The 26,346-nt window shown below is 70.8% G+C and carries 18 protein-coding genes; 5 read left to right on the forward strand and 13 right to left on the reverse strand.

The annotated features are described in order from the left end of the window. Nucleotides 1–279: 279 nt before the first annotated feature. The 9 genes from CG736_RS34605 to eccD all read right to left on the reverse strand — a co-directional run bounded on the left by CG736_RS34605 (nt 280) and on the right by eccD (nt 11,339). Complete coding sequence (locus tag CG736_RS34605) at nt 280–1,965, reverse strand: ribonuclease J (protein WP_100590071.1); 1,686 nt, start codon at nt 1,963–1,965, stop codon at nt 280–282. A 171-nt stretch (nt 1,966–2,136) separates the two neighbouring features. Continuing rightward, complete coding sequence (gene dapA, locus CG736_RS34610; protein ID WP_043909734.1) at nt 2,137–3,036, reverse strand: 4-hydroxy-tetrahydrodipicolinate synthase; 900 nt, start codon at nt 3,034–3,036, stop codon at nt 2,137–2,139. Nucleotides 3,037–3,353: 317 nt separating this feature from the next. Continuing rightward, a complete protein-coding gene (gene thyX, locus CG736_RS34615; RefSeq protein ID WP_035866708.1) occupies nt 3,354–4,139 on the reverse strand; it encodes an FAD-dependent thymidylate synthase in 786 nt (261 codons plus the stop codon). 34 nt (nt 4,140–4,173) lie between these two features. After that, nucleotides 4,174–4,635, reverse strand: coding sequence for a hypothetical protein (locus tag CG736_RS34620; protein ID WP_100590072.1), 462 nt, complete (start codon nt 4,633–4,635; stop codon nt 4,174–4,176). A gap of 1 nt (nt 4,636) precedes the next feature. Continuing rightward, nucleotides 4,637–5,383, reverse strand: a complete 747-nt coding sequence (gene dapB, locus CG736_RS34625; RefSeq protein ID WP_100590073.1) for a 4-hydroxy-tetrahydrodipicolinate reductase — start codon at nt 5,381–5,383, stop codon at nt 4,637–4,639. A 22-nt stretch (nt 5,384–5,405) separates the two neighbouring features. Continuing rightward, nucleotides 5,406–6,761 carry a pitrilysin family protein gene (locus tag CG736_RS34630; protein ID WP_232734377.1) on the reverse strand — a complete coding sequence of 452 codons (1,356 nt, stop codon included), beginning with the start codon at nt 6,759–6,761 and terminating at the stop codon, nt 5,406–5,408. Nucleotides 6,762–6,909: 148 nt separating this feature from the next. Continuing rightward, complete coding sequence (locus CG736_RS34635; protein ID WP_043909719.1) at nt 6,910–9,120, reverse strand: polyribonucleotide nucleotidyltransferase; 2,211 nt, start codon at nt 9,118–9,120, stop codon at nt 6,910–6,912. A 374-nt stretch (nt 9,121–9,494) separates the two neighbouring features. After that, nucleotides 9,495–9,785, reverse strand: coding sequence for a 30S ribosomal protein S15 (gene rpsO / locus CG736_RS34640; protein WP_030462697.1), 291 nt, complete (start codon nt 9,783–9,785; stop codon nt 9,495–9,497). Nucleotides 9,786–9,872: 87 nt separating this feature from the next. Further along, nucleotides 9,873–11,339, reverse strand: a complete 1,467-nt coding sequence (gene eccD / locus CG736_RS34645) for a type VII secretion integral membrane protein EccD (protein ID WP_043909717.1) — start codon at nt 11,337–11,339, stop codon at nt 9,873–9,875. Between the two features lie 512 nt (nt 11,340–11,851). On the opposite strand from eccD, the gene eccCa reads away from it, so the two are divergent. Together eccCa and CG736_RS34655 are read left to right on the forward strand one after the other, a co-directional pair. Further along, complete coding sequence (gene eccCa / locus CG736_RS34650) at nt 11,852–15,811, forward strand: type VII secretion protein EccCa (protein ID WP_100590075.1); 3,960 nt, start codon at nt 11,852–11,854, stop codon at nt 15,809–15,811. A gap of 470 nt (nt 15,812–16,281) precedes the next feature. After that, a complete protein-coding gene (locus tag CG736_RS34655; protein ID WP_100590076.1) occupies nt 16,282–17,691 on the forward strand; it encodes an APC family permease in 1,410 nt (469 codons plus the stop codon). Nucleotides 17,692–17,789: 98 nt separating this feature from the next. On the opposite strand, the gene mycP is transcribed toward CG736_RS34655, so the two are convergent. The 4 genes from mycP to eccB all read right to left on the reverse strand — a co-directional run bounded on the left by mycP (nt 17,790) and on the right by eccB (nt 21,661). Continuing rightward, nucleotides 17,790–19,091 carry a type VII secretion-associated serine protease mycosin gene (gene mycP, locus CG736_RS34660; RefSeq protein ID WP_232734378.1) on the reverse strand — a complete coding sequence of 434 codons (1,302 nt, stop codon included), beginning with the start codon at nt 19,089–19,091 and terminating at the stop codon, nt 17,790–17,792. A 130-nt stretch (nt 19,092–19,221) separates the two neighbouring features. Then, entirely contained in the window at nt 19,222–19,515 is a 294-nt protein-coding gene (locus CG736_RS34665; RefSeq protein ID WP_100590078.1) for a WXG100 family type VII secretion target, read from the reverse strand. Nucleotides 19,516–19,587: 72 nt separating this feature from the next. Beyond that, nucleotides 19,588–19,890, reverse strand: coding sequence for a WXG100 family type VII secretion target (locus CG736_RS34670; RefSeq protein WP_043909708.1), 303 nt, complete (start codon nt 19,888–19,890; stop codon nt 19,588–19,590). A gap of 181 nt (nt 19,891–20,071) precedes the next feature. Next, nucleotides 20,072–21,661, reverse strand: a complete 1,590-nt coding sequence (gene eccB / locus CG736_RS34675) for a type VII secretion protein EccB (RefSeq protein ID WP_100590079.1) — start codon at nt 21,659–21,661, stop codon at nt 20,072–20,074. Nucleotides 21,662–21,916: 255 nt separating this feature from the next. Between eccB and eccE the strand changes: the two genes are divergently transcribed. The 3 genes from eccE (at nt 21,917) to CG736_RS34690 (ending at nt 26,247) form a co-directional block, all read left to right on the forward strand. Continuing rightward, nucleotides 21,917–23,302 carry a type VII secretion protein EccE gene (gene eccE, locus CG736_RS34680; RefSeq protein WP_232734379.1) on the forward strand — a complete coding sequence of 462 codons (1,386 nt, stop codon included), beginning with the start codon at nt 21,917–21,919 and terminating at the stop codon, nt 23,300–23,302. After that, nucleotides 23,302–24,060, forward strand: a complete 759-nt coding sequence (locus tag CG736_RS34685; RefSeq protein WP_100590080.1) for a hypothetical protein — start codon at nt 23,302–23,304, stop codon at nt 24,058–24,060. The genes eccE and CG736_RS34685 overlap by 1 nt, the downstream gene beginning before the upstream one ends. Nucleotides 24,061–24,270: 210 nt before the next feature. Then, a complete protein-coding gene (locus CG736_RS34690; RefSeq protein WP_100590081.1) occupies nt 24,271–26,247 on the forward strand; it encodes a MinD/ParA family protein in 1,977 nt (658 codons plus the stop codon). The last annotated feature ends 99 nt before the right edge of the window (nt 26,248–26,346 follow it).

The raw sequence follows: 26,346 nt of genomic DNA on the forward strand, positions 1-26,346 counted from the left end.
CAAGGAACGGACACTTCCTTCAGGCGGCCTTCCGACCGACCCTCCGGGCGCTTCGTTCTTTCGTGTTTCCAGCTTATCAGATGTTTTCCGCTCCGTTTTCCGGAGTTTCATTCATTCCGACTCGCTTTTGCCTTTCGGCGCTCCCGAACTCTAGCAGAGTTTCTCGGCCTGTTTTCCCCGCCCCATTCGAATGAATTCGAATCCGGAGCGAAGCCGCACGACCGTGGGGCAACCCGGAGAACATTACGCACCGGGCTGCCCCAGGTCAAATCAGGTCGGTCAGACCTCGACGACGACCGGGAGGATCATCGGACGGCGCCGGTAGTTGTCGGCGACCCACTTGCCGACGGTCCGGCGGACCAGCTGCTGGACCTGGCGAACCTCCAGGACGCCTTCCCCGGCGGAGCGGACGAGGGCTTCCTCCAGCTTGCCGGTGATGGACGCGAACGCGCTGTCGTCGATGCCGGAGCCGCGGGCCTGGATGGTGGGGCCGCTGACCATCTTGCCGTTCGTGGAGTCGACCACCACGAAGACCGAGATGAAGCCCTCTTCGCCGAGGATCCGGCGGTCCTTGAGCGACGCCTCGGTGATGTCGCCGACCGAGGAGCCGTCCACGTAGACGTAGCCGGCCTGGACCTTGCCCGCGATCCGGGCGACGCCCTTCTCCAGGTCGACGCAGACGCCGTCCTCGGCGATGACCACGCGGTTGCGCGGGACGCCGGTGGCGATGCCGAGGTCGGCGGCGGCGCGCAGGTGGCGCCATTCGCCGTGGACCGGCATCAGGTTCTTCGGCTTGCAGATGTTGAAGAAGTACAGCAGTTCGCCGGCCGAGGCGTGGCCGGAGACGTGCACCTTGGCGTTGCCCTTGTGGACGACCTTGGCGCCCCAGCGGGTGAGGCCGTTGATGACCCGGTAGACGGCGTTCTCGTTGCCGGGGATCAGCGAGGAGGCGAGGACGACGGTGTCGCCCTCGACGATGCGGATCTGGTGGTCGCGGTTGGCCATCCGGGACAGCGCGGCCATCGGCTCGCCCTGGGAGCCGGTGCAGATCAGCACCACCTCCTTGTCGGGGAGGTCGTCGAGGGTCTTGACGTCGACGATCAGGTTGCCGGGGACCTTGAGGTAGCCGAGGTCCCGGGCGATGCCCATGTTGCGGACCATCGAGCGGCCGACGAAGGCGACCTTGCGCTTGTACTCGTGCGCGGCGTCCAGGACCTGCTGGATGCGGTGCACGTGGCTGGCGAAGGAGGCGACGATGATGCGCTTCTCCGCGTTGGCGAAGACGTTGCGCAGCGCGGCGGAGATGTCGCGCTCGTGCGGGATGAAGCCGGGGACCTCGGCGTTGGTGGAGTCCACCAGGAGGAGGTCCATGCCCTCTTCGGCCAGCTTGGCGAAGGTCGGCAGGTCGGTGAGGCGGCCGTCCAGCGGGAGCTGGTCCATCTTGAAGTCACCGGTGGCGACGACCATGCCCGCGGGGGTGCGGACGGCGACGGCCAGCGCGTCGGGGATGGAGTGGTTGACCGCGATGAACTGGCAGTCGAAGGGGCCGATCCGCTCGCGGTCGCCCTCGGCGACCTCCAGGACGTAGGGGCGGATGCGGTGCTCGGCGAGCTTGGCCTCGATCAGGGCGAGGGTGAGCTTGGAGCCGATCAGCGGGATGTCCGGGTTCTCCCGGAGGAGGTAGGGGACGGCGCCGATGTGGTCCTCGTGGCCGTGGGTCAGGACGATGCCGTCGATCTTGTCGAGGCGGTCCCGGATGTAGCTGAAGTCGGGGAGGATCAGGTCGACGCCGGGCTGCTCGTCCTCGGGGAAGAGCACGCCGCAGTCGATGATCAGGATGCGGTCGCCGTACTCGAGGACCGTCATGTTGCGGCCGATCTCGCCGAGACCGCCCAGCGGAGTGATGCGGAGGGCGCCCTCCTTGAGAGCGGGGGGAGCGCCGAGTTCGGGGTGCGGGTGGCTCAAAAGACTCTCCTCACGACGCACGCCATATGCCCGAGGGGTTCCTCCCCCGGCGACATATGGCGTGCGTCCATCGTGGTTACCTGACTGCCGATTGCCGCGCGCCGTCGGTCCCGGTCCAGCGGCGGACCCGGTGGGGTCCGGCGAGCCGGGGGCGCGCACGTCTGTTGTTGGTTACAGGTGTACCCCGCCGGCGGCGAGATCCTCCTTCAACCGGGTGATCTCCGCGTCCGTGGCGGAGACCAGGGGCAGCCGGAGCGGGCCGGCCGGGTGTCCCTGCAGGTTCAACGCCGCCTTGGAGAGGATCACTCCCTGGGTGCGGAAGATTCCGGTGAACACCGGCAGCAGGGACTGGTGGACGGCGAGCGCCTTGGCGTGGTCGCCGGCGACGAACGCCTCGATCATGGCACGCATCTCGGCGGCGACGACGTGGCCGACCACGCTGACCACGCCGACGGCTCCGACCGAGAGCAGCGGCAGGGTCAGGTTGTCGTCGCCGGAGTACCAGGCGAGGCCGGAGTCGGCGATGGCCCGGGAGGCTGCGGCGACGTCGCCCTTGGCGTCCTTGTTGGCGACGATCCGCGGGTGCTCGCCGAGGCGGACCAGGGTGTCGTGCTCGAGGGCGACGGCGGCGCGGCCGGGGATGTCGTACAGCATCACCGGCAGGTCGGTGGCGTCGGCGATCGCGACGGTGTGCCGGTACAGGCCCTCCTGCGGCGGCTTGCTGTAGTACGGGGTGACCGCGAGCAGGCCGTGGGCGCCGGCGGACTGCGCCTGGCGGGCGAGTTCGACGCTGTGGTGGGTGTTGTTGGTGCCGACGCCGGTGATGACGTGGGCGCGGTCTCCGACCGCCTCGACCACGGCCCGGACCAGCTGGGCCTTCTCCGCGTCGGTGGTGGTGGGCGACTCGCCGGTGGTGCCGTTGAGCACCAGGCCGTCGTTCCCGGAGTCCACCAGGTGGGCGGCGAGGCGCTGGGCGCCGTCGAGGTCGAGCCCGCCGTCGGCGGTGAACGGGGTGACCATCGCGGTCAGGACCCGGCCGAAGGGGGTCTGCGGTGTGGAGGTCGGAGCCATGGGTCCAAAACTACTCGTAGGGCGGTGGTCGATAGCCACGCAGGTCCAGGGTTTGGACAGTCCTGAGGGCCTTGGGCCGGGCCCGACATGGGATTCCGGTGCTGCGCGCTCGGGGGTTCACGCAGCACCGGAATCCGTGTCCTGAGCGTATGGAGCGGCCGAGAATGCCGCAATCCGGACATCTCCCGCGGTCCGTCCATCTGCCCGTCGATGCAGGTCAGCGGCCGGATCGGGGCCGCCGGCGGGAACGCCGCACGAGTGAGCGGGCCGGGCCGGGATCCGACGGTCCGTCAGATCCCGGTCGGGTGCTCCGGAGGTCAGACCTTGCGCCAGCCGGGGACCCAGGCGCCGTCCTCGACGGTGTAGTCGCCGAACAGCGACGGGGCCTCCTTGACCATCAGCTCGCCGATCTTGCCGAACAGCAGCCGGATCTCCTCCTCGGCGCCCGGCGCGGTGCGGTTCTCGATGACGTGGCGCAGGGTGCGCACGTTCGCCGTCCAGACCAGGCCGGTGGCCAGGCCCTCGGGGGCGAAGCGGCGCATGAAGGAGGTCTTCTCCTTCTTCTCGTGGAACTTGACGCCTTCCTCGTCCAGCCCGAAGTGGTCGGCCATCCAGTGCTGGAACTCCTCGATCTGCTGCATCAGGCCGGTGGCGCGGCCCATCAGCTCCTCGTCCTGCTGGGCCCACTCGGGGAACCAGAACGGGATGTCGTCGAGGCGGACGAAGCGCAGCGACTCCTGGGAGACCGCGACGCCGGCCCGGTGGCGGACCAGTTCGTGGGTGACCACGCGGCTGACGTTGTGCAGCACGAAGGTGAAGGAGACGTGCTCCAGCACCGAGCCGTGCGCGCTGGCCAGGATGTTCTTCAGGTAGACGTCCTGGTCGGTGCGGACCTTGGTGACGTTCGGGTTCAGGCCCGGCTTCCACGAGCGGTAGCAGATCCGGCCGGCGAACTCGGCGAGGTTCTGGGCGTCGTCCAGGTCGCCGCGGTCGACCCGCTCCAGCCAGCTCTCGCCGCCGACGTCCTGCAGGTAGGCCGCGACCTCGTCGTAGTCGAGCTCGGGGCGGGCGATCAGGTGGACCTGGGGTTCGACTGCGCGCATGGGTGATGTTCCTGGCTGTTGGGGGCGGTACGAGTCAGTTTACGGCGGTGGCCGCGGCGTCCCGGCCATGCAGCTTGATCGCGTGCTGCATGGCCTTGCGGGCGCGCGGGACGTCGCCGGCGTCTGCGTAGGCGACGGCGAGCCGGAAGAAGTTCCGCCAGTCGGTGGGGTCGGCCTCGGCCTCGGCCTTGCGTCGGGTGAACACGGCGTCCGCGGAGGCCCGGTCGATCCGGCCCCCCTGGGTGCGCCTGAGCTCGTCCACGGGCAGACCGCCCTCGGCCTCCAGCTGGCGGGCGAGCCGCTCGCTGGCCCGGCCGAAGCGGACGGTCTGGCGGAGGAACCAGACGCCGATCAGCGGGATGACGAAGGCGCACACGCCGATGCCGATGCCGAGCGGCTTGCCGGTGGCGACGAGCTGGACGCCCTCGCCTATGCAGACCACGCTGACCAGCAGCAGGATGCCGGAGAGGACGAAGAAGCCGATGCGTGAGGTCATGTCACAGGTCCAGGAAGTGTTCCAGGCCGAAGGTCAGGCCCGGGTGGTCGACGATCTTCCGCACGCCGAGCAGGATGCCGGGCATGAAGCTGCTGTGGTGCATGGAGTCGTGACGGATCGTCAGGGTCTCGCCGGTGTCGCCGAACATCACCTGCTGGTGGGCGAGCAGGCCGCGCAGCCGCACCGAGTGCACCGGGACGCCGTCCACGTCGGCGCCGCGGGCGCCGGGCAGGCCGTGCGTGGTCGGGTCCTGCTGCGGGGGCAGGCCGGCCTCGGCGCGGGCGGCGGCGATCAGCTGCGCGGTGCGGGCTGCGGTGCCGGACGGGGCGTCGGCCTTGCGGTCGTGGTGGAGTTCGAGCACCTCGACGGACTCGAAGTACTTGGCCGCCAGCTGGGAGAACTTCATCCCGAGGATCGCGCCGATGGAGAAGTTCGGGGCGATCAGCAGGCCGAGCCCGGGGGCTTCGGCGAGCAGGCCGCGAACGGTCTCCAGGCGCTCCTCGGTCCAGCCGGTGGTGCCGGTGACCACGTGGATGCCGTTGCGCAGGCAGAAGTCGAGGTTGCCCATCACCGAGTCGGGGTGGGTGAGTTCGACGACGACGTCGACCCCGGCGTCGGTGAGTTCGGTGAGCTTCGAGTCCCGGCCGAGGGCGGCCACCAGCTCCAGGCCGTCGGCGGCCTGCACGGCCTTGACGGCCTCGGAGCCGATCCGGCCCTTGGCGCCGATCACGGCGACGCGCAGCGTCATGTCTGTTGTCCTCTCAGACGGGTCAGGCGAGCAGGTCGGCCAACCGGGCGGCCCGGCGGTCGTTGATCGGGCCGATCAGCGCGAGCGAGGGCCGGTGCGCCCCCAGCACATCACGGGCGACGGCGTGCACGTCGTCCAGGGTGACCTCGGCGATCTTCTGCAGCATCTCGTCCACCGACAGGTGGTGGCCGTAGGAGAGCTCGGCCTTGCCGATGCGGTTCATCAGGGAGCCGGTGTCCTCCATGCCGAGCACGGTGGAGCCGGAGATCTGGCCGATCGCGCGGCGCAGTTCCTCCTCGGTGATGCCTTCCTCGACGACCCGGGCGAGTTCCTCGCGGCAGATCTTCAGCACTTCCTCGACCCGCTTGGGCTGGCAGCCGGCGTAGATGCCGAACAGACCGGTGTCGGCGTACGAGGAGGAGTAGGAGTACACCGAGTAGGCCAGGCCGCGCTTCTCCCGGACCTCCTGGAACAGCCGGGAGCTCATGCCGCCGCCGAGGGCGGCGTTGAGCACGCCCAGCGCCCAGCGGCGCTCGTCGTGGCGCGGGATGCCGGGGACGCCGAGGACCAGGTGGGCCTGCTCGGTGGGCCGGTTGAGGACCGCGGCCTTCCCGGAGGTGCGGACCGCCTTGACGCCCTGGCGGACCTCGGCCGGGTGGCCCTTGGACTTGGCCAGCATCGGCGCGAACGCCTGCTGCACCAGCTTGACCACCTTGGCGTGGTCGAGGTTGCCGGCCGCCGAGACCACCAGGTTCTCCGGCTTGTAGCGGCGGTGGTAGAAGCCGGCGATCTGGTCGCGGCTCAGCCCGGAGACGGTCTCCTGGGTGCCCAGGATCGGGCGGCCGAGCGGGCCGCTCCCGAAGATCACCTTGGCGAACAGGTCGTGCACCACGTCGCCCGGGTCGTCCTCGGCCATCGCCATCTCCTCAAGGATGACGCCGCGCTCGGACTCCACGTCCTCGGGGCGGATCAGCGAGCCGGTGAGCATGTCGCACACCACGTCGATGGCCAGCGGCAGGTCGGTGTCCAGGACCCGCGCGTAGTAGCAGGTGTTCTCCTTGGCGGTGAACGCGTTCATCTCGCCGCCGACCGCGTCCAGCGCGGCGGAGATCTCCAGCGCGTCGCGCCGGGCGGTGCCCTTGAAGAGCAGGTGCTCCAGGTAGTGCGTGGCGCCGTTCAGGACCGGGGTCTCGTCCCGGGAGCCGACGCCGACCCAGATGCCGAAGGTGGCGCTGCGCACCGTCGGGAGGGTCTCGGTGACGACCCGCAGGCCGCCGGGGAGCACGGTGCGGCGGACGGTGCCCGCGCCGCCTTCGGTGCCCTTGAGCAGGGTCCGGGTGGTGCCGGGGCGCTGCTTCGCCGCCGAGGCCTGGGCCACGGGTGTTCCTTCCAGCTACTGCTTCACGAGGGGAGCTACACGAACCGCACGAGCTGCATCGACTGCATGAACTGCACGGACTTCACGAACAGGGCGCGGCCCGCACGCGCCGGATGGGGCGTGCGGGCCGCAGGGTGTTACCGGGGTGTCACTCGGAGGCGGCGGCGTCGCCGCCCTCCTCGCCCTCGATGACGGGGATCAGCGACAGCTTGCCGCGCGGGTCGATCTCGGCGATCTCGACCTGCACCTTGGCGCCGACACCGAGCACGTCCTCGACGTTCTCGACGCGCTTGCCGCCGGCCAGCTTGCGGATCTGCGAGATGTGCAGCAGACCGTCCTTGCCCGGCATGAGCGAGACGAAGGCGCCGAAGGTGGTGGTCTTCACCACGGTGCCCAGGTAGCGCTCGCCGACCTCCGGCATGGTCGGGTTGGCGATCTGGTTGATCGTCGAGCGGGCGGCCTCGGCGGCCGGGCCGTCGGCGGCACCGATGTAGATGGTGCCGTCGTCCTCGATGGTGATCTCGGCGCCGGTGTCCTCCTGGATCTGGTTGATCATCTTGCCCTTGGGGCCGATGACCTCGCCGATCTTGTCCACCGGGATCTTGATGGTGATGATCCGCGGCGCGTTCGGGGACATCTCGTCGGGCGAGTCGATGGCCTCGTTCATGACGTCGAGGATGTGCAGGCGGGCGTCCCGGGCCTGCTTCAGCGCGGCGGCCAGCACGGAGGCCGGGATGCCGTCGAGCTTGGTGTCCAGCTGCAGGGCGGTGATGAAGTTGCGGGTACCGGCGACCTTGAAGTCCATGTCGCCGTACGCGTCCTCGGCGCCGAGGATGTCGGTGAGCGTCACGTAGTGGGTCTCACCGTCGATCTCCTGCGAGATCAGGCCCATGGCGATACCGGCGACGGCGGCCTTCAGCGGCACACCGGCGTTCAGCAGCGACATGGTGGACGCGCAGACCGAGCCCATCGAGGTGGAGCCGTTGGAGCCCAGCGCCTCGGAGACCTGGCGGATCGCGTAGGGGAACTCCTCGCGGGTCGGCAGGACCGGGAGGATCGCGCGCTCGGCGAGGGCGCCGTGGCCGATCTCGCGGCGCTTCGGCGAACCGACGCGACCGGTCTCGCCCACCGAGTACGGCGGGAAGTTGTAGTTGTGCATGTAGCGACGACGGGTCTCCGGGGAGAGCGTGTCGAGCTGCTGCTCCATGCGGAGCATGTTCAGCGTGGTGACGCCCAGGATCTGGGTCTCGCCGCGCTCGAACAGGGCCGAGCCGTGCACCCGCGGGATGGCCTCGACCTCGGCGGCCAGGGTGCGGATGTCGGTTACGCCGCGGCCGTCGATGCGGACCTTGTCCTTGATGACGCGCTCGCGGACGATCTTCTTGGTCAGCGCGTTGTAGGCGCCGCTGATCTCCTTCTCGCGGCCCTCGAACTCCGGGAGCAGCTTGTCGGCGGCGACGGCCTTGATGCGGTCCAGCTCGTTCTGGCGCTCCTGCTTGCCGGCGATGGTCAGCGCCTTGGCCAGCTCGTCCTTGACGGCGGCGGTCAGCGCGGCCAGCACGTCGTCCTGGTAGTCCAGGAAGCGCGGGAACTCGCCGGTCGGCTTGGCGGCCTGCTTGGCGAGCTGGGCCTGCGCGGCGCACAGCACCTTGATGAACGGCTTGGCGGCCTCCAGGCCGGAGGCGACGACCTCCTCGGTCGGCGCGTCGGCGCCGCCCTCGACCAGCTTGATGGTCTTGTCGGTGGCCTCGGCCTCGACCATCATGATCGCGACGTCGCCGTCCGGCAGGACGCGACCGGCGACGACCATGTCGAAGACGGCCGACTCCAGCTCGGAGTGGGTCGGGAAGGCCACCCACTGGCCGTTGATCAGCGCGACGCGGACGCCGCCGATCGGGCCGGAGAACGGCAGGCCGGCCAGCTGGGTGGAGGCGGAGGCCGCGTTGATGGCCACCACGTCGTACAGGTGGTCGGGGTTGAGCGCCATGACGGTGACGACGACCTGGACCTCGTTGCGCAGGCCCTTGACGAAGGACGGGCGCAGCGGGCGGTCGATCAGGCGGCAGGTGAGGATCGCGTCCTCGGACGGCCGGCCCTCACGGCGGAAGAACGAGCCGGGGATGCGGCCGGCGGCGTACATCCGCTCCTCGACGTCCACCGTCAGCGGGAAGAAGTCGAAGTGCTCCTTGGGCTGCTTCGAGGCGCTGGTGGCCGACAGCACCATGGTGTCGTCGTCCAGGTAGGCCACGGCGGAGCCGGCGGCCTGACGGGCCAGACGGCCGGTCTCGAAGCGGATGGTGCGGGTGCCGAAGCTGCCGTTGTCGATGACGGCCTCGGCGTAGAAAACGTTCTCTTCCACCTGGAAGATCTCCTCTTTTGTACGTCTCCCCAGGAGCGCCCCTGCGCTTGCCTGCCGTGGCCCGGGCAGTTGGGCCGGTCTTCGATCGAAGCCACCGGGTCCGTCCCCGCGTGTCGGGGGTTCCGGCGGCCACTACCGAGGACCGGCGCCTTTCGGCGTGCGGCGGTCGGCGTGTGGACGCTCCTGCGGTGCGGGCGGCTTCCGTTTGAAGCCTTGTCGGCCCGCAAGGGCGGGCATGCCCTTTACCTTACAAATTCACACCCTATCGAGCGCGGCTTTAAAGCCGGGCCGTTCGCGGGGCGTGGTCGCGGGGTGGCGCGGAAAGCGCCGAAGGGCGGCTCCCCCGGTGAGGGGAGCCGCCCCTACGAGCGGTGTCAGCGGGCGCCGCCGGCGGCACCGCGGCGGATGCCGAGGCGGTCCACCAGGGTACGGAAGCGCTCGATGTCCTTCTTGGCCAGGTACTGCAGCAGGCGGCGACGCTGGCCGACCAGGATCAGCAGGCCACGACGCGAGTGGTGGTCGTGCTTGTGGAACTTCAGGTGCTCGGTCAGGTCCGAGATGCGGCGGGAGAGCATGGCCACCTGAACCTCGGGAGAGCCGGTGTCGCCCTCCTTCTGGCCGAACTCGGCGATGATCTGCTTCTTGACGTCAGCGGCGAGGGCCACGGGCATCTCCTTCGGTTTGGCCGAGCGGTCCTGGTCGAAAGCACAGGACCTGACAAGACTCGGACGGATCAACGATACCAGCGCGGCTCAGCCGGTCGCGCCGCGCACCACGTTGTAGATGTTGAGCACGGCCAGCGCCAGCGGCACCAGGGCGATCAGCATCAGGCTGTCGACCATGTCCAGGATGCGGCCCCAGAACGGGGACACTCCGGAGCGGGGGACGATCAGCGCGATCGCGATCATGATCGCCGCGCCCGCCGCGATGGACGTGGACAGCCACACCGTGCGCAGGTCGCCGCCGCCGTTCCCGCCGGTGGCCGCGGCCATCGCCAGGTGCAGCGGGGTGTGCAGGGCCAGGCCCAGGATCAGCAGCGCCAGGCCGACCAGGCCGGCGATGGTGAGCGCGAACACCTGCGCGGTGTAGCGGAACAGCCGGGCGCGCAGCATGGTCGAGACGCCGATGGCCAGGGCCAGCAGCTCGGCCCAGGAGCGGTCGCTGAAGCCCAGCACGGTGCAGGCGCCGACGATGGTGGTGGCGGCGCCGCCGACCAGGCCGACCAGCACCTCGTGGCCGCGGCGGGCCTGGGCGGCGATCCGCTCGTACTGGACGGTCTCGGCGCTGCTGTTCTCCTCGCCGTACGCGGTGCCGCGGGTGCGGGCCTGGCCGGGGGCGCTGAAGCCGACGGGCAGGCGGGCGAAGCGGGCGGACAGCGCGGGCAGGAAGCCCACCGCGGCGACCGCGGCCACGCCGGTGACGGCGGCGATGTCGGTGATCGCGGTGCCGGACATCAGCACCGCGGCGAAGGTCGCCAGGGTGCCGGCGGCCGCGACGAACGCGGCGGCGACGAACACCGAGTCCTTCTCCGGCAGCAGGCCGACCAGCAGGACGGAGACCACCAGCACGGTGACGCAGCCGACCAGGAACTGGAGCCGGCCGGGGCCGTCGCCGACGTGCGGGACGTCGATGATGCCGGAGCCCGCCAGCATGGCGTGCGGCAGCGCGCCGAGGCCGAGCGCGACGGCGGCGACGTGGTCGTCGTAGACCCGGGCGCGGACGGCGGCGTAGGCCACCAGCACGACGGCGGTGACGCCGGACAGGATGCCCGGCAGGCCGAACATGTTGTGCCGCAGGTCGGAGAACCACAGCGCGAACGCCAGCAGGGTGAGCAGCACCGTGCCGGCGATCAGGCCGAAGGCCCGCATCAGGTCGGGGCTCCAGAACCTGCGGTCGGCCTCGACCGCGGAGGCGATGGCGTCGGCGACGTCGTCGTAGACGGCCGGCGGCAGCGACTCGGAGAACGGGCGCAGGCTCAGCAGGTCGCCGTCGCGCACCTGCTGGGCCACCAGCGGAAGTCCGCTGTCGAGCACGGTGCCGTCCCGCCGCACCAGATGGAAGCCGGTCGGTGTTCCGTCCACCTGGGTCTGCCCGGAGAGCCGCAGCACTTCCGGGTAGATGTCGGCGAGCGGGACGTCCTCCGGCAGGGCGACGTCGATCCGGCTGTCCGGTGCCACCACGGTGACCCGGCAGAAACCGGTCGTAGCGTTTGTGCTCACCGGCCCTCTCCCCCTCGTTGGCTGTGTCGGCAAGTCTGCTGACCACTCGTCGACCGGCTCCGGAACTGTCACGGCCCGAACGAGAGTTGGCGCGGCGTCACCCTACCCCCTCGGCGCAAGTGCGCACTGCGGCGGGGGCGCGGAGGCCGCTCGGGCGGCGCGCGGGGATGAACGCGGTGTACAGGTGCGCCGGGGGTTGTGTGTTGACGCCGGGTCAGTACTCTGCGGGTGGCCGACCCCGTGGACGAACGGCTTGGCTCGCGCAGTAGGATCGGCCCCTGCGCACGGCGTACGGGGGCGGCGATCGAAGACGCGACAGCCCCGCGCGCCTGCGGTTCGGCGGAGCGGGGGCGGCGTCATCACACGGGGCGCCCTCACCGTACGTATCCAGATGCGTGAGGGCGGATTGTGAGCGAGCGATGGGGGTGCCCCCGACCCTGTGCCCGGGGAGGGCGCACCGTTGACGACGGGGAGTCGCGCGCTGCGGCTGTCGACGGGGGCGGGGTGATCTCGTGAGTTCGGTGACGGTCAAGCGCCCGCCGCGGGCGTTCCCGCCTCCGGTGTCGGAGGAGCCGGTCGAGCTGGTTCCGCCGCCGGAGCTGCCGCGGGGCGGTGGCGAGGACTGGATGATGTCGCTGCTGCCGCTGCTCGGCATGGGCGGCTCGGCGGCGTTCTTCTTCTCTCCGGGCGCACAGGGCCCGATGAAGATGATGGGTGTCCTGATGGTCGCGTCGACCGCCGCGATGGCGGTGGCGCAGATCGTCAAGGCGCGCAAGGGCGGTAGTGCGGCGACCTCGGACGAGCGCCGGGACTACCTGAAGTACCTGCAGCAGAAGCGCCGCGAGGTGCGTCGCACGGCCGAACGTCAGCGCGGGGCGCTGCTGTTCACCCACCCGGAGCCCGACCAGCTGTGGTCGATCGTGGCCGAGGGCCGCCGGCTGTGGGAGCGCCGGCCGACCGATCCGGACTTCGCGCAGATCCGGGTGGGCCTGGGCCCGTTGCAGCTGTCGACGCCGCTGGTGGCGCCGCAGACCGCGCCGATGGACGAGTTGGAGCCGCTCGCCGCGGAGGCGATGGGCACCTTCATCAAGACCCACGGCACCCTGCAGGACCTGCCGCTGGCGGTGTCGCTGCGCGCCTTCTACCACATCACCGTGTGCGGCGACCCGGACTCGGTGTACGGCAACGTGCGCGCGATGGTGGCCCAGTTGGCGACCCTGCACTCCCCCGAGGACCTGATGATCGGGGTGGCCGCCGCGCCCGGCGCGGTGGAGGAGTGGGAGTGGGCGAAGTGGCTGCCGCACACCCAGCACCGCAAGGAGAACGACGGCGCCGGTTCGCGGCGCCTGATCGCCAACGGGCTGGGCGAGTTGGAGGAGCTGCTGGCCAACGAGCTGGCCGGCCGCAAGGGCTTCTCCCGTGACAGCACGCCGAGTTCGGACCAGCCGCACCTGGTGGTCATCATGGACGGCGCCTCGGTGCCGGTCGACTCGCTGATCGCCGGTCCGGAGGGCGTCCAGGGCGTCACCGTGATCGAGGTCGTCCCGGGTGACCTGGACGAGCCGAACGGCCACCTGGTGATCACCGTCGGCAAGCACGAGCTGCTGCTGGAGGCCGCGTCCGGCGCCAGCTACCCGGGCAAGCCGGACACCCTGTCGAGCTGGCAGGCCGAGGCGCTGTCGCGCCAGCTGGCGCCGTTCCGGGCGTCCGCGGGCGGCGACGACAGCGACCCGTCGCTGGTCTCGATGGACTTCACCGAGATGATGCACACCGGCGACCCGGGCTCCTTCGACCCGGCCCGGCACTGGCGTCCCAAGCCGATCCGGGAGAAGCTCCGCGTCCCGCTGGGCGTCGGCAGCAACGGCGAGTACGTCTGGCTGGACATCAAGGAAGCCTCGCTGGAGGGCATGGGCCCGCACGGCATGTGCGTCGGCGCGACCGGTTCCGGCAAGTCCGAGGTGCTGCGCACCATCGTGCTGGCGCTGGCGGTCACCCACTCCTCCGAGGTGCTGAACCTGGTCCTCGCGGACTTCAAGGGTGGTGCGACCTTCGCCGGCATGGCGGAGATGCCGCACACCGCGGCCGTGATCACCAACCTCGAGGGCGAAGCCACCCTGATCGACCGCATGCGCGACGCGATCGAGGGCGAGATGAACCGCCGCCAGGAGCTGCTGCGCGCGGCGGGCAACTACGCGAACATCAACGAGTACGAGCGGGCCCGCACCGCGGGCGCTCCGCTCGACCCGCTGCCCTCGCTGCTGATGATCATCGACGAGTTCTCCGAGCTGCTCACCGCCAAGCCGGACTTCATCGACCTGTTCATCCAGATCGGCCGCATCGGCCGTTCGCTCGGTATGCACATGCTGCTCGCCTCGCAGCGACTGGAGGAGGGCAAGCTCCGCGGTCTGGACACCTTCCTGTCCTACCGACTGGGTCTGCGCACCTTCTCGGCCGCCGAGTCGCGGGCCGCGATCGGTGTGCCGGACGCCTACCACCTGCCGCCGATCCCCGGCGTGGGCTACCTCAAGTTCGGCTCCGACGTGATGGAGCGCTTCCGGGCCGCGTACGTGTCCGGCAAGTACCGTCCGCCGGGCCAGCAGCGCGCGGTCGGCGGCCGGGTGGTCACCGCCCAGCCGGTGCTGTTCACCGCCGCCGAGGTCGAGATCATCGAGCCCGAGGTGGAGGAGGTCCTCCCCGACCCGACCGAGGAGGAGGAGAAGGACGACGCGCTGCTGGACACCATGCTCGACGTGTTCGTCCAGCGCATGATCGGCCAGGGCCCGCCGGCCCACCAGGTGTGGCTGCCCCCGCTGGAGGCGCCGCCGTCGGTGGACAGCCTGCTGGAGCCGCTGCTGGTCAGCCCGGAGCGCGGTCTGACCCCGGCCTCGATCCGCCAGGGCAACCTGGTCGTCCCGGTCGGCATCGTCGACAAGCCGCGCGACCAGCGCCGCGACGTGATGTACCTGGACTACTCGGGCGCGGCCGGCCACGGCATGATCGTCGGCGGTCCGCGGTCCGGGAAGTCGACCATGGTGCGCACCATCGTGACGGGCTTCTCGGTCACCCACACGCCGGTGGAGGCGCAGTTCTACCTGCTCGACTTCGGCGGTGGCGGTTTCGGCTCGCTGGCCGACCTGCCGCACGTCGGCGGCGTGGCGGGCCGACTGGACGTCGAGAAGGTCCGCCGCATGGTCAGCGAGGTGCACGGGGTGCTCAACCGCCGCGAGGAGCTCTTCCGCTCCGCCGGCATCGACACCATCGCCACCTACCGCACCCGTCGGGCCAACGGGCAGCTGCCGGACGAGCAGTTCGGCGACGTCTTCCTGTTCATCGACGGCTGGCTGACCTTCAAGCAGGAGTTCGAGGTCCTGGAGCCGGTCGTCGCCGACATCGCGCAGCGCGGTCTCGGTTACGGCGTCCACGTGGTGATCACCGCGGCCCGTTACGCCGAGGTCCGCCCGGCGCTGAAGGACCAGCTGCAGAACCGCGTCGAGCTGAAGCTCGGTGACTCGATGGAGTCGGAGATCGCCCGCAAGGTCGCCGCGAACGTGCCGGCGATCCCGGGTCGCGGTCTGACCCACGAGCAGCTGCACTTCCTGTCCGGTCTGCCACGCATCGACGGCTCCAGCGAGACCCAGGACCTGGTGGACGGCGTCGCCGACATGGTCGCCCAGATCAACTCGGCCTGGACCGGCCCGCGCGCCCCGCAGGTGCGCATGCTGCCGCCGGTGCTCGACGGCAACTCGCTGCCCAAGGGCTTCGAGCACCCCGAGCTGGGCATCGCGTTCGGCGTCGACGAGGTCGAGCTGGCGCCGGTGTTCATCAACTTCGACAGCGACCCGCTGTTCGTGGTCTTCGGTGAGAGCGAGTCCGGCAAGTCGGCGATGCTGCGCATGCTGATCAAGCAGATCACCGAGCGGTACACCCCGGACCAGGCCGGCATCGTGATCGGCGACTTCCGCCGCTCGCTGCTGGGCGTGGTTCCGCCGGAGTACCTGGTGGAGTACGCGGCCGCCGCGCCCGCCATGTCGGCGATCGTGGAGATGCTGCGCGGCGCCTGCTCGCGTCGTCTGCCCGGTCCGGACGTCACGCCGGAGCAGCTGCGCAACCGCAGCTGGTACAGCGGCAAGGACATGTTCGTGATCGTGGACGACTACGAGCTGGTCGCCACGCAGTCGGGCAACCCGATGGCGCCGCTGGCGGAGTTCCTGCCGTTCGCGCGTGACATCGGTCTGCGTCTGATCATCGCCCGTAACGCGGGTGGCGCCGGCCGCTCGCTGTTCGAGCCGGTGATGCAACGCATGCGCGAGCTGGGCGGTCAGGGTCTGGTCATGTCCGGTGACAAGGGCGAGGGCGCGCTGCTGGGCACGGTCAAGCCGCAGCCGCAGCCGCCGGGCCGTGGTGTGTTCGTCTCCCGCCGGATCCAGGCGGGCCAGACGGTGCAGACCGGTTGGCTGCCGATCCAGCAGTAGCCGGGGCGGACGTCACGCACCGTGACCAATGGGGCCGGGTTCCGAACGGGACCCGGCCCTCTGGCATCCCAGGGGCCGAACGGTGCCATAACGTTATCTTTCGATTTCCGGCCCCCTCCTTCGGTTCCCGTACCCGGACGGCCGGTCGGCCTGGGTTTTCAGGCCTCCGGCCGGGTCGGCACAATGCCTTTGAATCAGAGTTGCGCAGATCACTTCACCTTCGATTCAACTGCCGTTCATCGGAGTTGCCACGGTGGAAACATGCGGCCGGCCCGCCGAGAGCTGCGTTCCGTAGGAAAACCCGGGTTTCGGCAACGGATTCCGCAGCTGCTGGCGCGTTGACGGAGCCTTTTCACCCAGGCAACCTGGCGCATCGGGAGCGATGGAGAACCAGACCCGCGATTACGTGTTTCGGAGGCGATACCGCTCCCACCCCCAGTCACACCGCCGAACAGCCGATCGGATGCCCCATGACCGACACGCTCCCCCCGCAGGCAGCGGCCCCCGCCCCGGGCGCCGCCACCGGCGCGGACGCCCCGAAGAAGCTCGCCCGATCGCTCGGCGTCGTGGGCGGCACGCTGCTCACGCTCTCCTGCGTGACCCCGGCTTCCTCCCTCTTCGTGCTCGTCCCCGAGCTGTTCCAGGGCCTCGGCACCTACACCATGATGGCCATCGCCATCGGTTCGGTGATCTGCATCGCGGTGGCGTTCTGTTACTCCGAGCTCGGCACCCTGGTGCCCTCCGCGGGTGGCGAGTACGCCATGGTCGGCACCCTGGCGGGCAAGTTCGCGGGCTGGCTGGTCTTCATCCAGTCGCTGATCGTGGTGATGATCGTGCCGTCCATCATCGCGATGGGCACCGCCGAGTACCTGGAACCGATCATCCACGTCGACCCGAAGATCGCCGGCGCCGTGGTGATGATCGCGGCCACCGTCGCCGGTCTGCTCGACCTGCGGGCCAACGCCTGGATCACCGGCATCTTCCTGGTGCTCGAGGTCATCGCCTGCGCCGTGGTGTCCTTCCTCGGCTTCACCCACACCGAGCGCGGCGCGGACACCATGCTGCACGGCACCGTCGCCGATGCGGCGGGCGCCACCTCCGGCGTGGGCTTCGCGGGGATCCTGGCCATGATGGGCACCGCGCTGTTCGTCACCCAGGGCTTCTCCACCGCCATCTACCTCTCCGAGGAGCTGGAGAACCCGCGCAAGAACGTCGCCCGCACCGTGCTGTGGACGCTGGGCCTGTCGGTCGCCATCATCGTCATCCCGGTCGCCGCCATCACCATGGGCGCGCCCGACCTGACCGCGCTGACCGACGGCAACATCTCGCAGCTGGTGATCGGCTGGAGCAACACCGGCGTCGGCACCTTCATCAGCCTGTGCATCGCGCTGGCGATCATCAACGCCGGCATCGTCATGGTCATCCAGAACTCGCGGGTGCTGTTCGCCTCCGGCCGCGACAAGGCCTGGCCGGAGCCGGTGAACAACGCCTTCGGCACCCTCAACAAGTTCAGCGCCCCGTGGGTCTCCACCCTGGCGGTCGGCATCCCCGGCGCGGTGCTCTGCTTCGTGCCGCAGACCCTGCTGATCGACATCACCGGTGTCGCGGTCGCCGCGCTGTACCTGCTGGTCGCCGTCGGCTCGCTGTTCTCCCGCCGCGGCGAGCACAAGCACGCCCCCGCCTGGCGCCAGCCGCTGTGGCCGGCGCTGCCGATCCTGGTGATCGCGGCCCTCGGCTTCACGCTCGTCAAGCTCGCCGGCCCGGGCCTCTACTGGACCCTGGGCATCACCGCCGCCGCCAGCCTGTACTGGGCGTTCTACCTGCGGCCCCGCCAGGCGACCCGCTGGGTGATCACCCTTCCCGAGGACGAGCGGGTCTGACCCCCCTGCAGGCCGCTCCCTCTCGGCCCCGCCGGTTCCCCCCGACCGGCGGGGCCGACCCGTTTCCGGAGTCGGCCCCTCGGACGTGTTGCGAGCGGTCAGCTGCGGCGGCGCCGGCCCAGGTCGCGGGCGACGATCGCGCCGCCGGCCAGGCAGGCCACCAGCAGCACCCCGGCGCCCAGCACGTAGGTGCCGGTCCGCCGGTCCCGGTCGGCCTGGGTCTCCTCCAGGCCGGCGGGCTGCGCGATCAGCTGGTTGGAGTCCAGCTTGGTCGGCGGGTCCGGGTGCGGGGACGCCTCGGGCGTGCCCGAGAACGAGACCGCCTTGACCGGGTCGACCACGCCCCAGCCGATCCACTTGTTGCGGCCGTGCTCGGTCCGCTGGGCGGTCTGCTCGATCACGGTGCGGATCTGCTGAGCGGTCCAGCCCGGGTGCTCGCTCTTGAGCACCGCGGCCAGGCCGGAGACGTACGGCGCGGAGAAGCTGGTGCCGTTGTCGGTGCACTGGCCCGCGCCGGGCACGGTGGAGAGCATGTCGACGCCGGGCGCGACCACGTCGACGAAGTCGCCGTACTGCGAGAAGGTGGCCCGCTCGTTGTTGCGGTCGGACGCGCCGACGGCCAGCACGGTCTCGTACTTGGCCGGGTAGGTGGGACCCTCGGCGCCGTCGTTGCCGGAGGACGCGACCACCACGATCCCCTTCGACTCGGCCTTGTCCAGCACCCGCTTCAGATCGGGCTCCTCCTGGAACGGCGAGTCGAGGGGCTTGTTCGGGTCGATCTCGACCCGGACGTCCTGCGAGATGTTGATGACGCCGGCGCCCGCCTCGATCGCCTTGTCGATGGCCTTGATCAGCGTGTTGACGCTGCCGTGGCCCTCGGCGTCGTTCTGCCGGATGGAGAGGATCTTCGCGTCCTTGGCCAGGCCGACGAAGCCGACCCTGTCCCGCGGCGCGGCCGCGATGATGCCCGCCACCTTGGTGCCGTGCCCGACCGGGTCGGTCGTGCTGGTGCCGGCCGGCCGCTGCCCGCCGCCCGACGCCATCGAGTCGCCGAGCAGGTCCGGGCCGTCGATCACCTTGCCGGTCAACTGCGGGTTGGCGGTGTCGACGCCGGTGTCGATGACGGCGACCGTGACGTCCTTGCCGGAGTGCGTGGCCAGGCCGTTCTTGTCGATGCCCCACAGCTCGTTCAGGACGACCCGCTGCAGCGCCCACGGCACCGCCTCGACGTCCTTGTTGGCGCAGTCGCCGGAGGCCGCGATGGTCACCGGCGGTCGGTACGTGGATCCCCCGGAGGCCGAGGGCGAAGGCTCGGCGTAGGCGGGGCTCCCGGCGGCAGTGCCGACCACCCCGAGCACCAGCAGCACTGCGCCGGTCCGGCGCAACGATCCTGACGACACCTGAAGTCCACCCCTCATTGCTTCCACCCGTGTTGGGCGCGTGCCCCGTGCCACGCGCGAAGGGCGGGCGCCCCGTGGGACGCCCGCCCTTGAAAGAGAGCGCTTACGCGCAGAGTCCCGAGAGGGATGCTCAGGCCCAGAGCTCCGCGTTGCGGTTCTCGGTCTGCTGGTAGCTCTGCGCCGCGTTGTCCAGCGCGGAGGCGATCTGCGAGAGCACCTGCTGCAGGTCGGCAGCCTTGGCGTCCCACTGCGCCTGGCGGGCCTGGTAGCCCTCCTGGGCCGAGCCCTGCCACGAAGAAGCGATGCGCTGCACGCCCGCCTTCAGGTCATCCAGCTGGCCCTGGACGCGCGCCGCAGTCTGGCGCACCTCCGAGCCCGCGTTCTGGATGGTCTGGAAATTGACGAGAATTCCGCCGTCGGACATTGGTGTCTCCTTGTCGATGGATGCACGGCGCGCCCCCGCGAGGGCGCGGAATGACGATTACCGGGCCCGGCGTCAGCCGGAGATGCCACCGACGGCAGCGCGCTGCTCTTCCTCGGTCATCGAGTAGAGCTTGGTGGTCGCCTCGATCGCCTGACGGATCTCGTCGAGGATCTTGTTCAGCGCCGAAGCGTCCTCGGTGACTCGCGACTGCATCTGCTGGTACGCGGTCGCCGCCGCGCCCTTCCAGCCGGAAGCGATCTCGGAAACCAGGTTGTTCAGGCGGTTGATCTCGCCCTGAACCTGCTGGTTGACCTCGCCGATGCGGTTAGCGAACGCGGTCATTTCTTCCGCGGTCGTCGTGAACTGACCTGCCATGATCCACCGTCCCCCATGAGACAGACTTCGTCCGGGCACCCCTGTGGCGAGCGCCCGCACGGGCACCACATGGCGTGGTGCTGTGTAGCACTGTAACGGCCAAGCGCGCTCGACCCAACACCGGGTAGCGGGTAGTTACCAGACCATGACACTGAACTCCCGTACCGGCATTGACGATCCGTCAGGCATTCTGGGCCTGAAGTGCAGTGTTGGTGTTGAGCACCGGACCGGCCGGCACGAGCTGCGACCACTTGTCGGGCACGAACTGTGGGTTGACGGACTTGTAGCCCAGCCGCGCCTGGGCCTCGTTGGTGCTCTTCTTGTCGCCGCCCTGCGGGTTCGGGCTGGCCCCCGCAGTGGCGTTGCCGCCGTCGTTGTTGGCGGGCAGCGAGTAGCGCAGACCGGAGTCGGTGATCAGGAAGCCGCTGCCGGTGCCGCCGTCGGTGGGCTTGCTCTGGCCGTCCAGTGAGCGGTACAGCAGGCCGTGACCGGGCGTCACGTGCGCACTGGCCGAGTCCGAGGTGATGTCCGCCGGGTAGGTCGTGCCGGCCCACACCGTGCGCTTGATCTGGTCGTTCTCGTAGCCGTTGAAGGTCGAGCAGATCACCGTGCGGGGGTCCTTCTCGCCGACGTTGACCGCCGGGGAGTTGTGCGTGGGCCAGTCCTTGGGCTGTCCCGGGAGCTCCGCGACGATCTTGCTGTCGAGCTTGCTCAGGTCGCCCGCGCCGAGCGGTCCGTAGGCCGGCGGCTTGCCGTCGTACGCCGTCGCCTGCGTGTTGGGGTCGTTGAACATCAGGTTCGCCTGGAAGTCGGTGATCTTGTACAGCTGCTTCGTCCCGACCGCGTAGTACTGGTCCTGGAACTTCATCAGCCGCCCGACCTTCTTCTCCGAGGCCTGCGACAGCTCCAGCGAGGAGGCGCCCGACGAGTTGCCGGGGATGTTCTGGATCCGGGGGAACACGATCGGGTCGCCGAACGCCATGGTGTCGAACCACTCCTTGGTGACCCGCTGCGGCGTCGCGTTCGGGCCGAACAGAGCGGTCACCAGGTCGCTCTTCTCCTTGGGGCCGGTCTCCTCGACGCCGATCGCGTGGATCACCCCGTGGTTGTCCACCAGGTACTTCGACCCCGGCGTGTCCGGCCCCGACTGGTTCGTCACGTCGGGCACCTGGATGAACAGGGACTGGCCGTCCTGGAGCATCCGGTCGCCCTGGAGCGTCTTGGCGTCCGCCCCGGCCGCGACGAACACCGACTGGCCGACCGAGGACGGCTTGTTGTCCTTGCCCTGCTTGTCGCAGACCGACCACAGCTTGGAGTTGCCCGCGTCGTCGCCCTTGGGCAGCTTGTCCGGCGCGTACGGGATGCCGATGGCGGGGCCGCGCCGCGGGTACTTGTCCAGCACGTCGTCGGCGACCGTCTGCACGGTGGCGCCCTCGGACAGCACCAGGCGGGCCGAGGACATGTTCAGCACCTGGTGCAGGGTCGGCTGGTTGGTCTTCGGGTCGGGCAGGATCACGTAGCGGGTGGTCGAGGACTTGCCCTGCAGGATGAACTTGCCGCTGTCCCAGTTCGGCGGCGCGCTGGGCTTGATGACACCCCACATGCCGAAGCCGGCCACCACCACGGCGCCGATCACGAAGCTCGGCAGCACCGCGCGGATCGGACGCGGCGCGTCCTCGTCGTTGCCGCCGCCCCCCGGCTGCAGGAAGGCCCCGACCATCCGCTTGCGGGCGAAGGTGTAGGCGTTCAGCTCGTCCCGGCGTGATGCCATGCTCGTCCCCGTCTCCCCTGTGTGACCCGACCTGCGGGTGTCAACGCGCTTGTGCTGTGCGTGAGTCTGCCACCCGACGGGCGTCCGGAACGGTCAACCCTCTACGATGCGGCAGCAGACGGTGAGTACGGTAACGGGTAGGCTCCGACGGTCCGCCATCCGGGCCGTCGACCCGGCCCGCGGCCGGTGGCCCTGATGGCCGCAGCCGCACGGGGATCTGACGGCACATCTGAAGCAGAGAGGGCAATTCGGGGGATGCCAAGCCAGTCCGCTCCAGCACGACGACGCTCCACCTCGCAGGGTCGGAGGCCGGACGCCCAGGGCGGGCGGCGGGCCCGTACCGCCCCGGTCGCGGCGCCCACCGGGCCGGTCGGCCTGCGGCTGCTGCCCAGGCCCGGGTTGCTCGCCCGCCGCCTGGAGCTCAAGCAAATCGTCCAACTCGAGGTCGCCGTCGCCCTGGTGGCGGTCGGCTGGTCGATCAACAAGCTGGTGGCCGCGATCCTCGCGGTGCCCGCCGTGGTCCTCGTGGTGGTGGCCCTGCTGCGCCTCGGCGGCCGCACCACGGGCGAGGCGATGGGGGTGCGCTCCGCGTACAACTCCCGCCGCCGGGAGGCCAAGTACAACGTTCCGCCGCCCGGCACCGACCCGGCGCTGGCGCCGGTGATGGAGCTGGAACCGGCGCTGAGCACCTGCACCCACGCGATCGAGACCGACCTCGGCGACGGGCGGCCGCTGCGTCGCGAGACCGGCATGGTCGGCGACGGCACGTTCTTCACCTCGGTGCTGCTGGTGCAGTCCAAGGACCAGCCGCTGCGTCCGGGCCGCGCCAACTCCTCGCTGCCGCTGGACCTGATCTGCTCGGTCCTGCAGGTCGACGACATCCCGCTGGAGTCGGTGCAGCTGATCCAGCACACCCAGCCGGCGCCCGCGCCGCACCTGCCGGAGCACTCGCTGGCCGCGCGCGCCTACCAGCAGGCACCCGGAGGAGTGAACACTCCTGCGCTGCGGTTGACGTGGGTCGCCGTCAAGCTCGACCCGGAGCGCGCCTCCACCGCCGTGCTGGCCCGCGGCGGCGGCGAGGAGGGCGCCCGCAAGGCCCTCCAGCGGGTCACCGACCAGCTGGCCGGCCGGCTGAACAGCGCCGGCTTCACCGCGACCGTGCTCGACGAGCGGGAGCTGATCGCGGCGCTGGCCATCTCGGTGTGCGCCAACCCGGTGGCGGTGGCGGGCCGTCAGGGCTCCGGCGGCGGCGGGGTCGGCGTGCGCCGGGCCCAGGAGTCCGCGAAGTTCTGCCGGATCGACGACCGCTGGCACGCCACCTACTGGATCTCCAAGTGGCCGGAGCTGACCCGGCCGGGCGGCGGCGGCGGCCGGGTCGCCGCGCCGGAGCTGGTCAACCAGCTCACCAGCACCCCGGCGGCGTTCGCCTCCACCTTCTCGGTCACCGCGACCCGCGCGATGGGCGGCTCGGTGGCGCTCAGCGGGCACGTCCGGCTGACCGCGCGCAGCGAGAGCGAGATCGCCCAGGTGGGCCGCCTGGTGGAGTCCCGCGCCCAGCACAGCGGCACGGCGCTGACCCGCCTCGACCAGGAGCACGGCCCGGGCCTGCTCGCCACGCTGCCCCTGGGAGGGACGTCCTGATGGCCTACCAGACCTACTCCGGCCAGGCCCCGCAGTCCGCCGAACTGCCCCGGGTGCGGGTCCGTCCCGGCTTCGGCCTGCGCGGTCCGCGCCGGGAGAAGCACGTGCTGACCGTCGACGACCTGGCGGCACTGGCCTTCCCGGTCGGCGACGACGGCGTGGTGATCGGCCTGGACCAGCAGCAACAGCCCGCCGTGATAGGCCTGTTCCGGCCGACGCAGTACGAGGTGGTGCTGGTCGGCGGCATGTGGACGGCGCAGCTGATCGCGCTGCGCGCCGCCGCCACCGGCGCCCGGATCGCGGTGGAGACCGGCCGTCCGCAGGCCTGGGCGCCGATGGCCCAGGCCGCGGGCGGCGGGCAGCCGTGCGTGACGATCCATCAGGTCGGCCGCCTGGGCGCGCAGGGCGCGTCGGTGGCGTCACCCGTCCTGGTGGTCCGCGACCTGGGCGCCCGGCCGTCGCGCAGCCGGCTGTCGGCGGCGCCGTGGCAGACCACGCTGACGGTGCTGCCCTACCTGGGTCCGAACGCCAGTCGGGTGCTGAACGCCGCCGACCTGGTCGGCCTGCAGCGGGTGTCGCCGCAGGAGTCGGAGCTGGTGGGCCGGCTGCTGTCGCTGTCGCCCGGCGACGTGAACACGCTGCCGACGATGCCGGACCACATCACCCTGTGGGCGACCCGGATGCGCCGTCAGTACGTGATGACCAACCCGGGCGAGGCCGAGACCCAGGTTCTGGGCGGCCCGCGCCGCATGGACTGACGCGGTGCGGCCGGGCGGGCCGCGTCGCGCGGGCCGGCCGGCCGGTGCGTCCCGTGGGGCCGGTGTTCCCCGAGGGACGGACCGGCCGGCCGACCCGCTCCGATCCGCCGTCAGGTCGTGCTCCGCCTTCAGCGGATGCGCCTGCACGGCCTAGTCTTGTTGCCCGAAGGCAACCGCCGACGCGTCGTCGGCGAGAACGAGGGAGCCCCAGTGAGCAGCGATCGGGACGGCGTCTACGTCGGCGACAACGCGGCCGAGGACGACGATGACTGGTCCGATGCCCCGGACTACACTGCTCCGTCCTGGTACACCCAGAGCGCCGCTCCCGGCCCGGCCCAGCAGCCGCCCGTCCAGCAGCAGCCCCCGGTGCAGCAGCCGCCGGTCCAGCAGCCGGTGCAGCAACCCCCGGTCCAGCAGCAGCCGGTGCAGCCGGAGGTCCAGCAGCCGGCGCCCGCGCCGGAGCCGCACCAGCCCCAGCCCCAGCCCGTGCAGGCGCAGGTTCCGCCGACCGCCGCACCGGTGACGGGCGCGCCGGACGCGGCCCCGCAGCCTCCGGTCGCGCCGGGCCCCGAGCAGCAGCCCGGGCCGGCCACCCACGGGCAGGGCGTGCCCGTCGCGCCGCCGGTGGAGCTCGCGGCCGCGCCGCAGCCGGTGCAGGAGGTCCCGCAGCAGCAGCCCCCGATGCAGCAGCAGCCGCCGCCGGTGTACCCGCAGCAGGGCCAGCACCCGCCGATGCAGCAGCAGCCGATGCAGCAGCAGCCGTGGCCCAACCAGCCGCAGCCGCCGGTGTATCCGCAGCAGGGCCAGCAGCCGCCCGTGCAGCAGCAGCCGTACCCGCCGCAGCAGGGCCAGCAGCAGTGGGGCGGGCAGCCGCCGGTGGATCCGCGGGCGGGCGGTTGGCCGCAGGCCGGGCCGGGCCCGGCGTACCAGCAGCACTCGGGCCCGCAGAACGCGCCGCAGGCCCCGGCCCAGTTCCAGCAGCCCGGTCCGCAGGCGGCGGCGCACGGCGCTGCGCTGGGGTACACGGCCGCGGTCGAGCTCTCCTCCGACCGGCTGCTGCGGGGGCAGCCGAAGGTGCAGAAGCAGTCGCGGTTCCAGTTCGGCGGCAAGTCGGCGCAGGCCGGCAAGCAGCAGAAGCTGGAGCTGATCCGGCACCCGGTGATGACCTGCTACCGGATCGCGGTGATCAGCCTCAAGGGCGGCGTCGGCAAGACCACGACCACCACCTCGCTGGGCGCGACGCTGGCCAGCGAGCGGCAGGACAAGGTCATCGCGATCGACGCGAACCCGGACGCGGGCACCCTGGGCCGCCGCATCAAGCGGCAGACCGGGGCGACCATCCGCGACCTGGTGACGGCGATCCCGCACGTGCGCAGCTACATGGACGTCCGTCAGTTCACCTCGCAGGACCCGAACTCGGGCCTGGAGATCGTCGCCAACGACGTGGACCCGGCGGTCTCCACCACCTTCGACGACTCGGACTACCGCCAGGTCATCCAGGTGCTCGGGCAGCACTACCCGATCATCCTGACCGACTCCGGCACCGGTCTGCTCTACTCGGCGATGCGCGGCGTGCTGGACCTGGCGGACCAGCTGATCGTGGTGGCGACGCCCAGCGTGGACGGTGCGTCCAGCGCCTCCACCACGCTGGACTGGCTGTCCGCGCACGGCTACGCGGACCTGGTGCAGCGGTCGATCACGGTGGTCTCCGGGGTGCGCGAGACCAGCAAGATGATCAAGATCGAGGACATCGTGGCGCACTTCCAGACCCGCTGCCGCGGCGTCGTGGTGGTGCCGTTCGACGAGAGCCTGGCGGCCGGCGCCGAGGTCAACCTGGCGATGATGCGGCCGAAGGTCCGGGACGCCTACTTCGAGCTGGCGGCGCTGGTCGGCGAGGACATCGCCCGGGCCCAGCAGCAGGGCGGCTGGCAGGCGCAGCAGCAGGGCGGCTGGCAGGCCCAGCAGCAGGGCGTCCCGCCGCAGCAGCAGCAGCCGTACCCGCCGCAGTACCCGCAGCAGGGCGGCTACCCGGCGGCCGGGCAGCCGTGGCAGCAGCCGCCGCAGCAGTATCCGCCGCAGCAGCCCGGCGGCTACCCGCCGCAGGGTCCGCCGCAGCCCGGCTACGGCTACCCGCCGCCGCACGAGGCCCCGCCGCCCGGCTACGGCTACCCGCCGCAGCACGGCTGAGCGCAGGCACGGCCGAGCACCGGCACGACCGGGCGCACGCGCTGCTGAGCGCACATCAGGAAGCCCCCCGCGAGAGGTTCTTCGCGGGGGGCTTCCTGA

It is taken from the genome of Kitasatospora sp. CB02891, assembly GCF_002803145.1.
In the GTDB taxonomy this organism is placed as follows: Bacteria; Actinomycetota; Actinomycetes; order Streptomycetales; family Streptomycetaceae; genus Kitasatospora; species Kitasatospora griseola.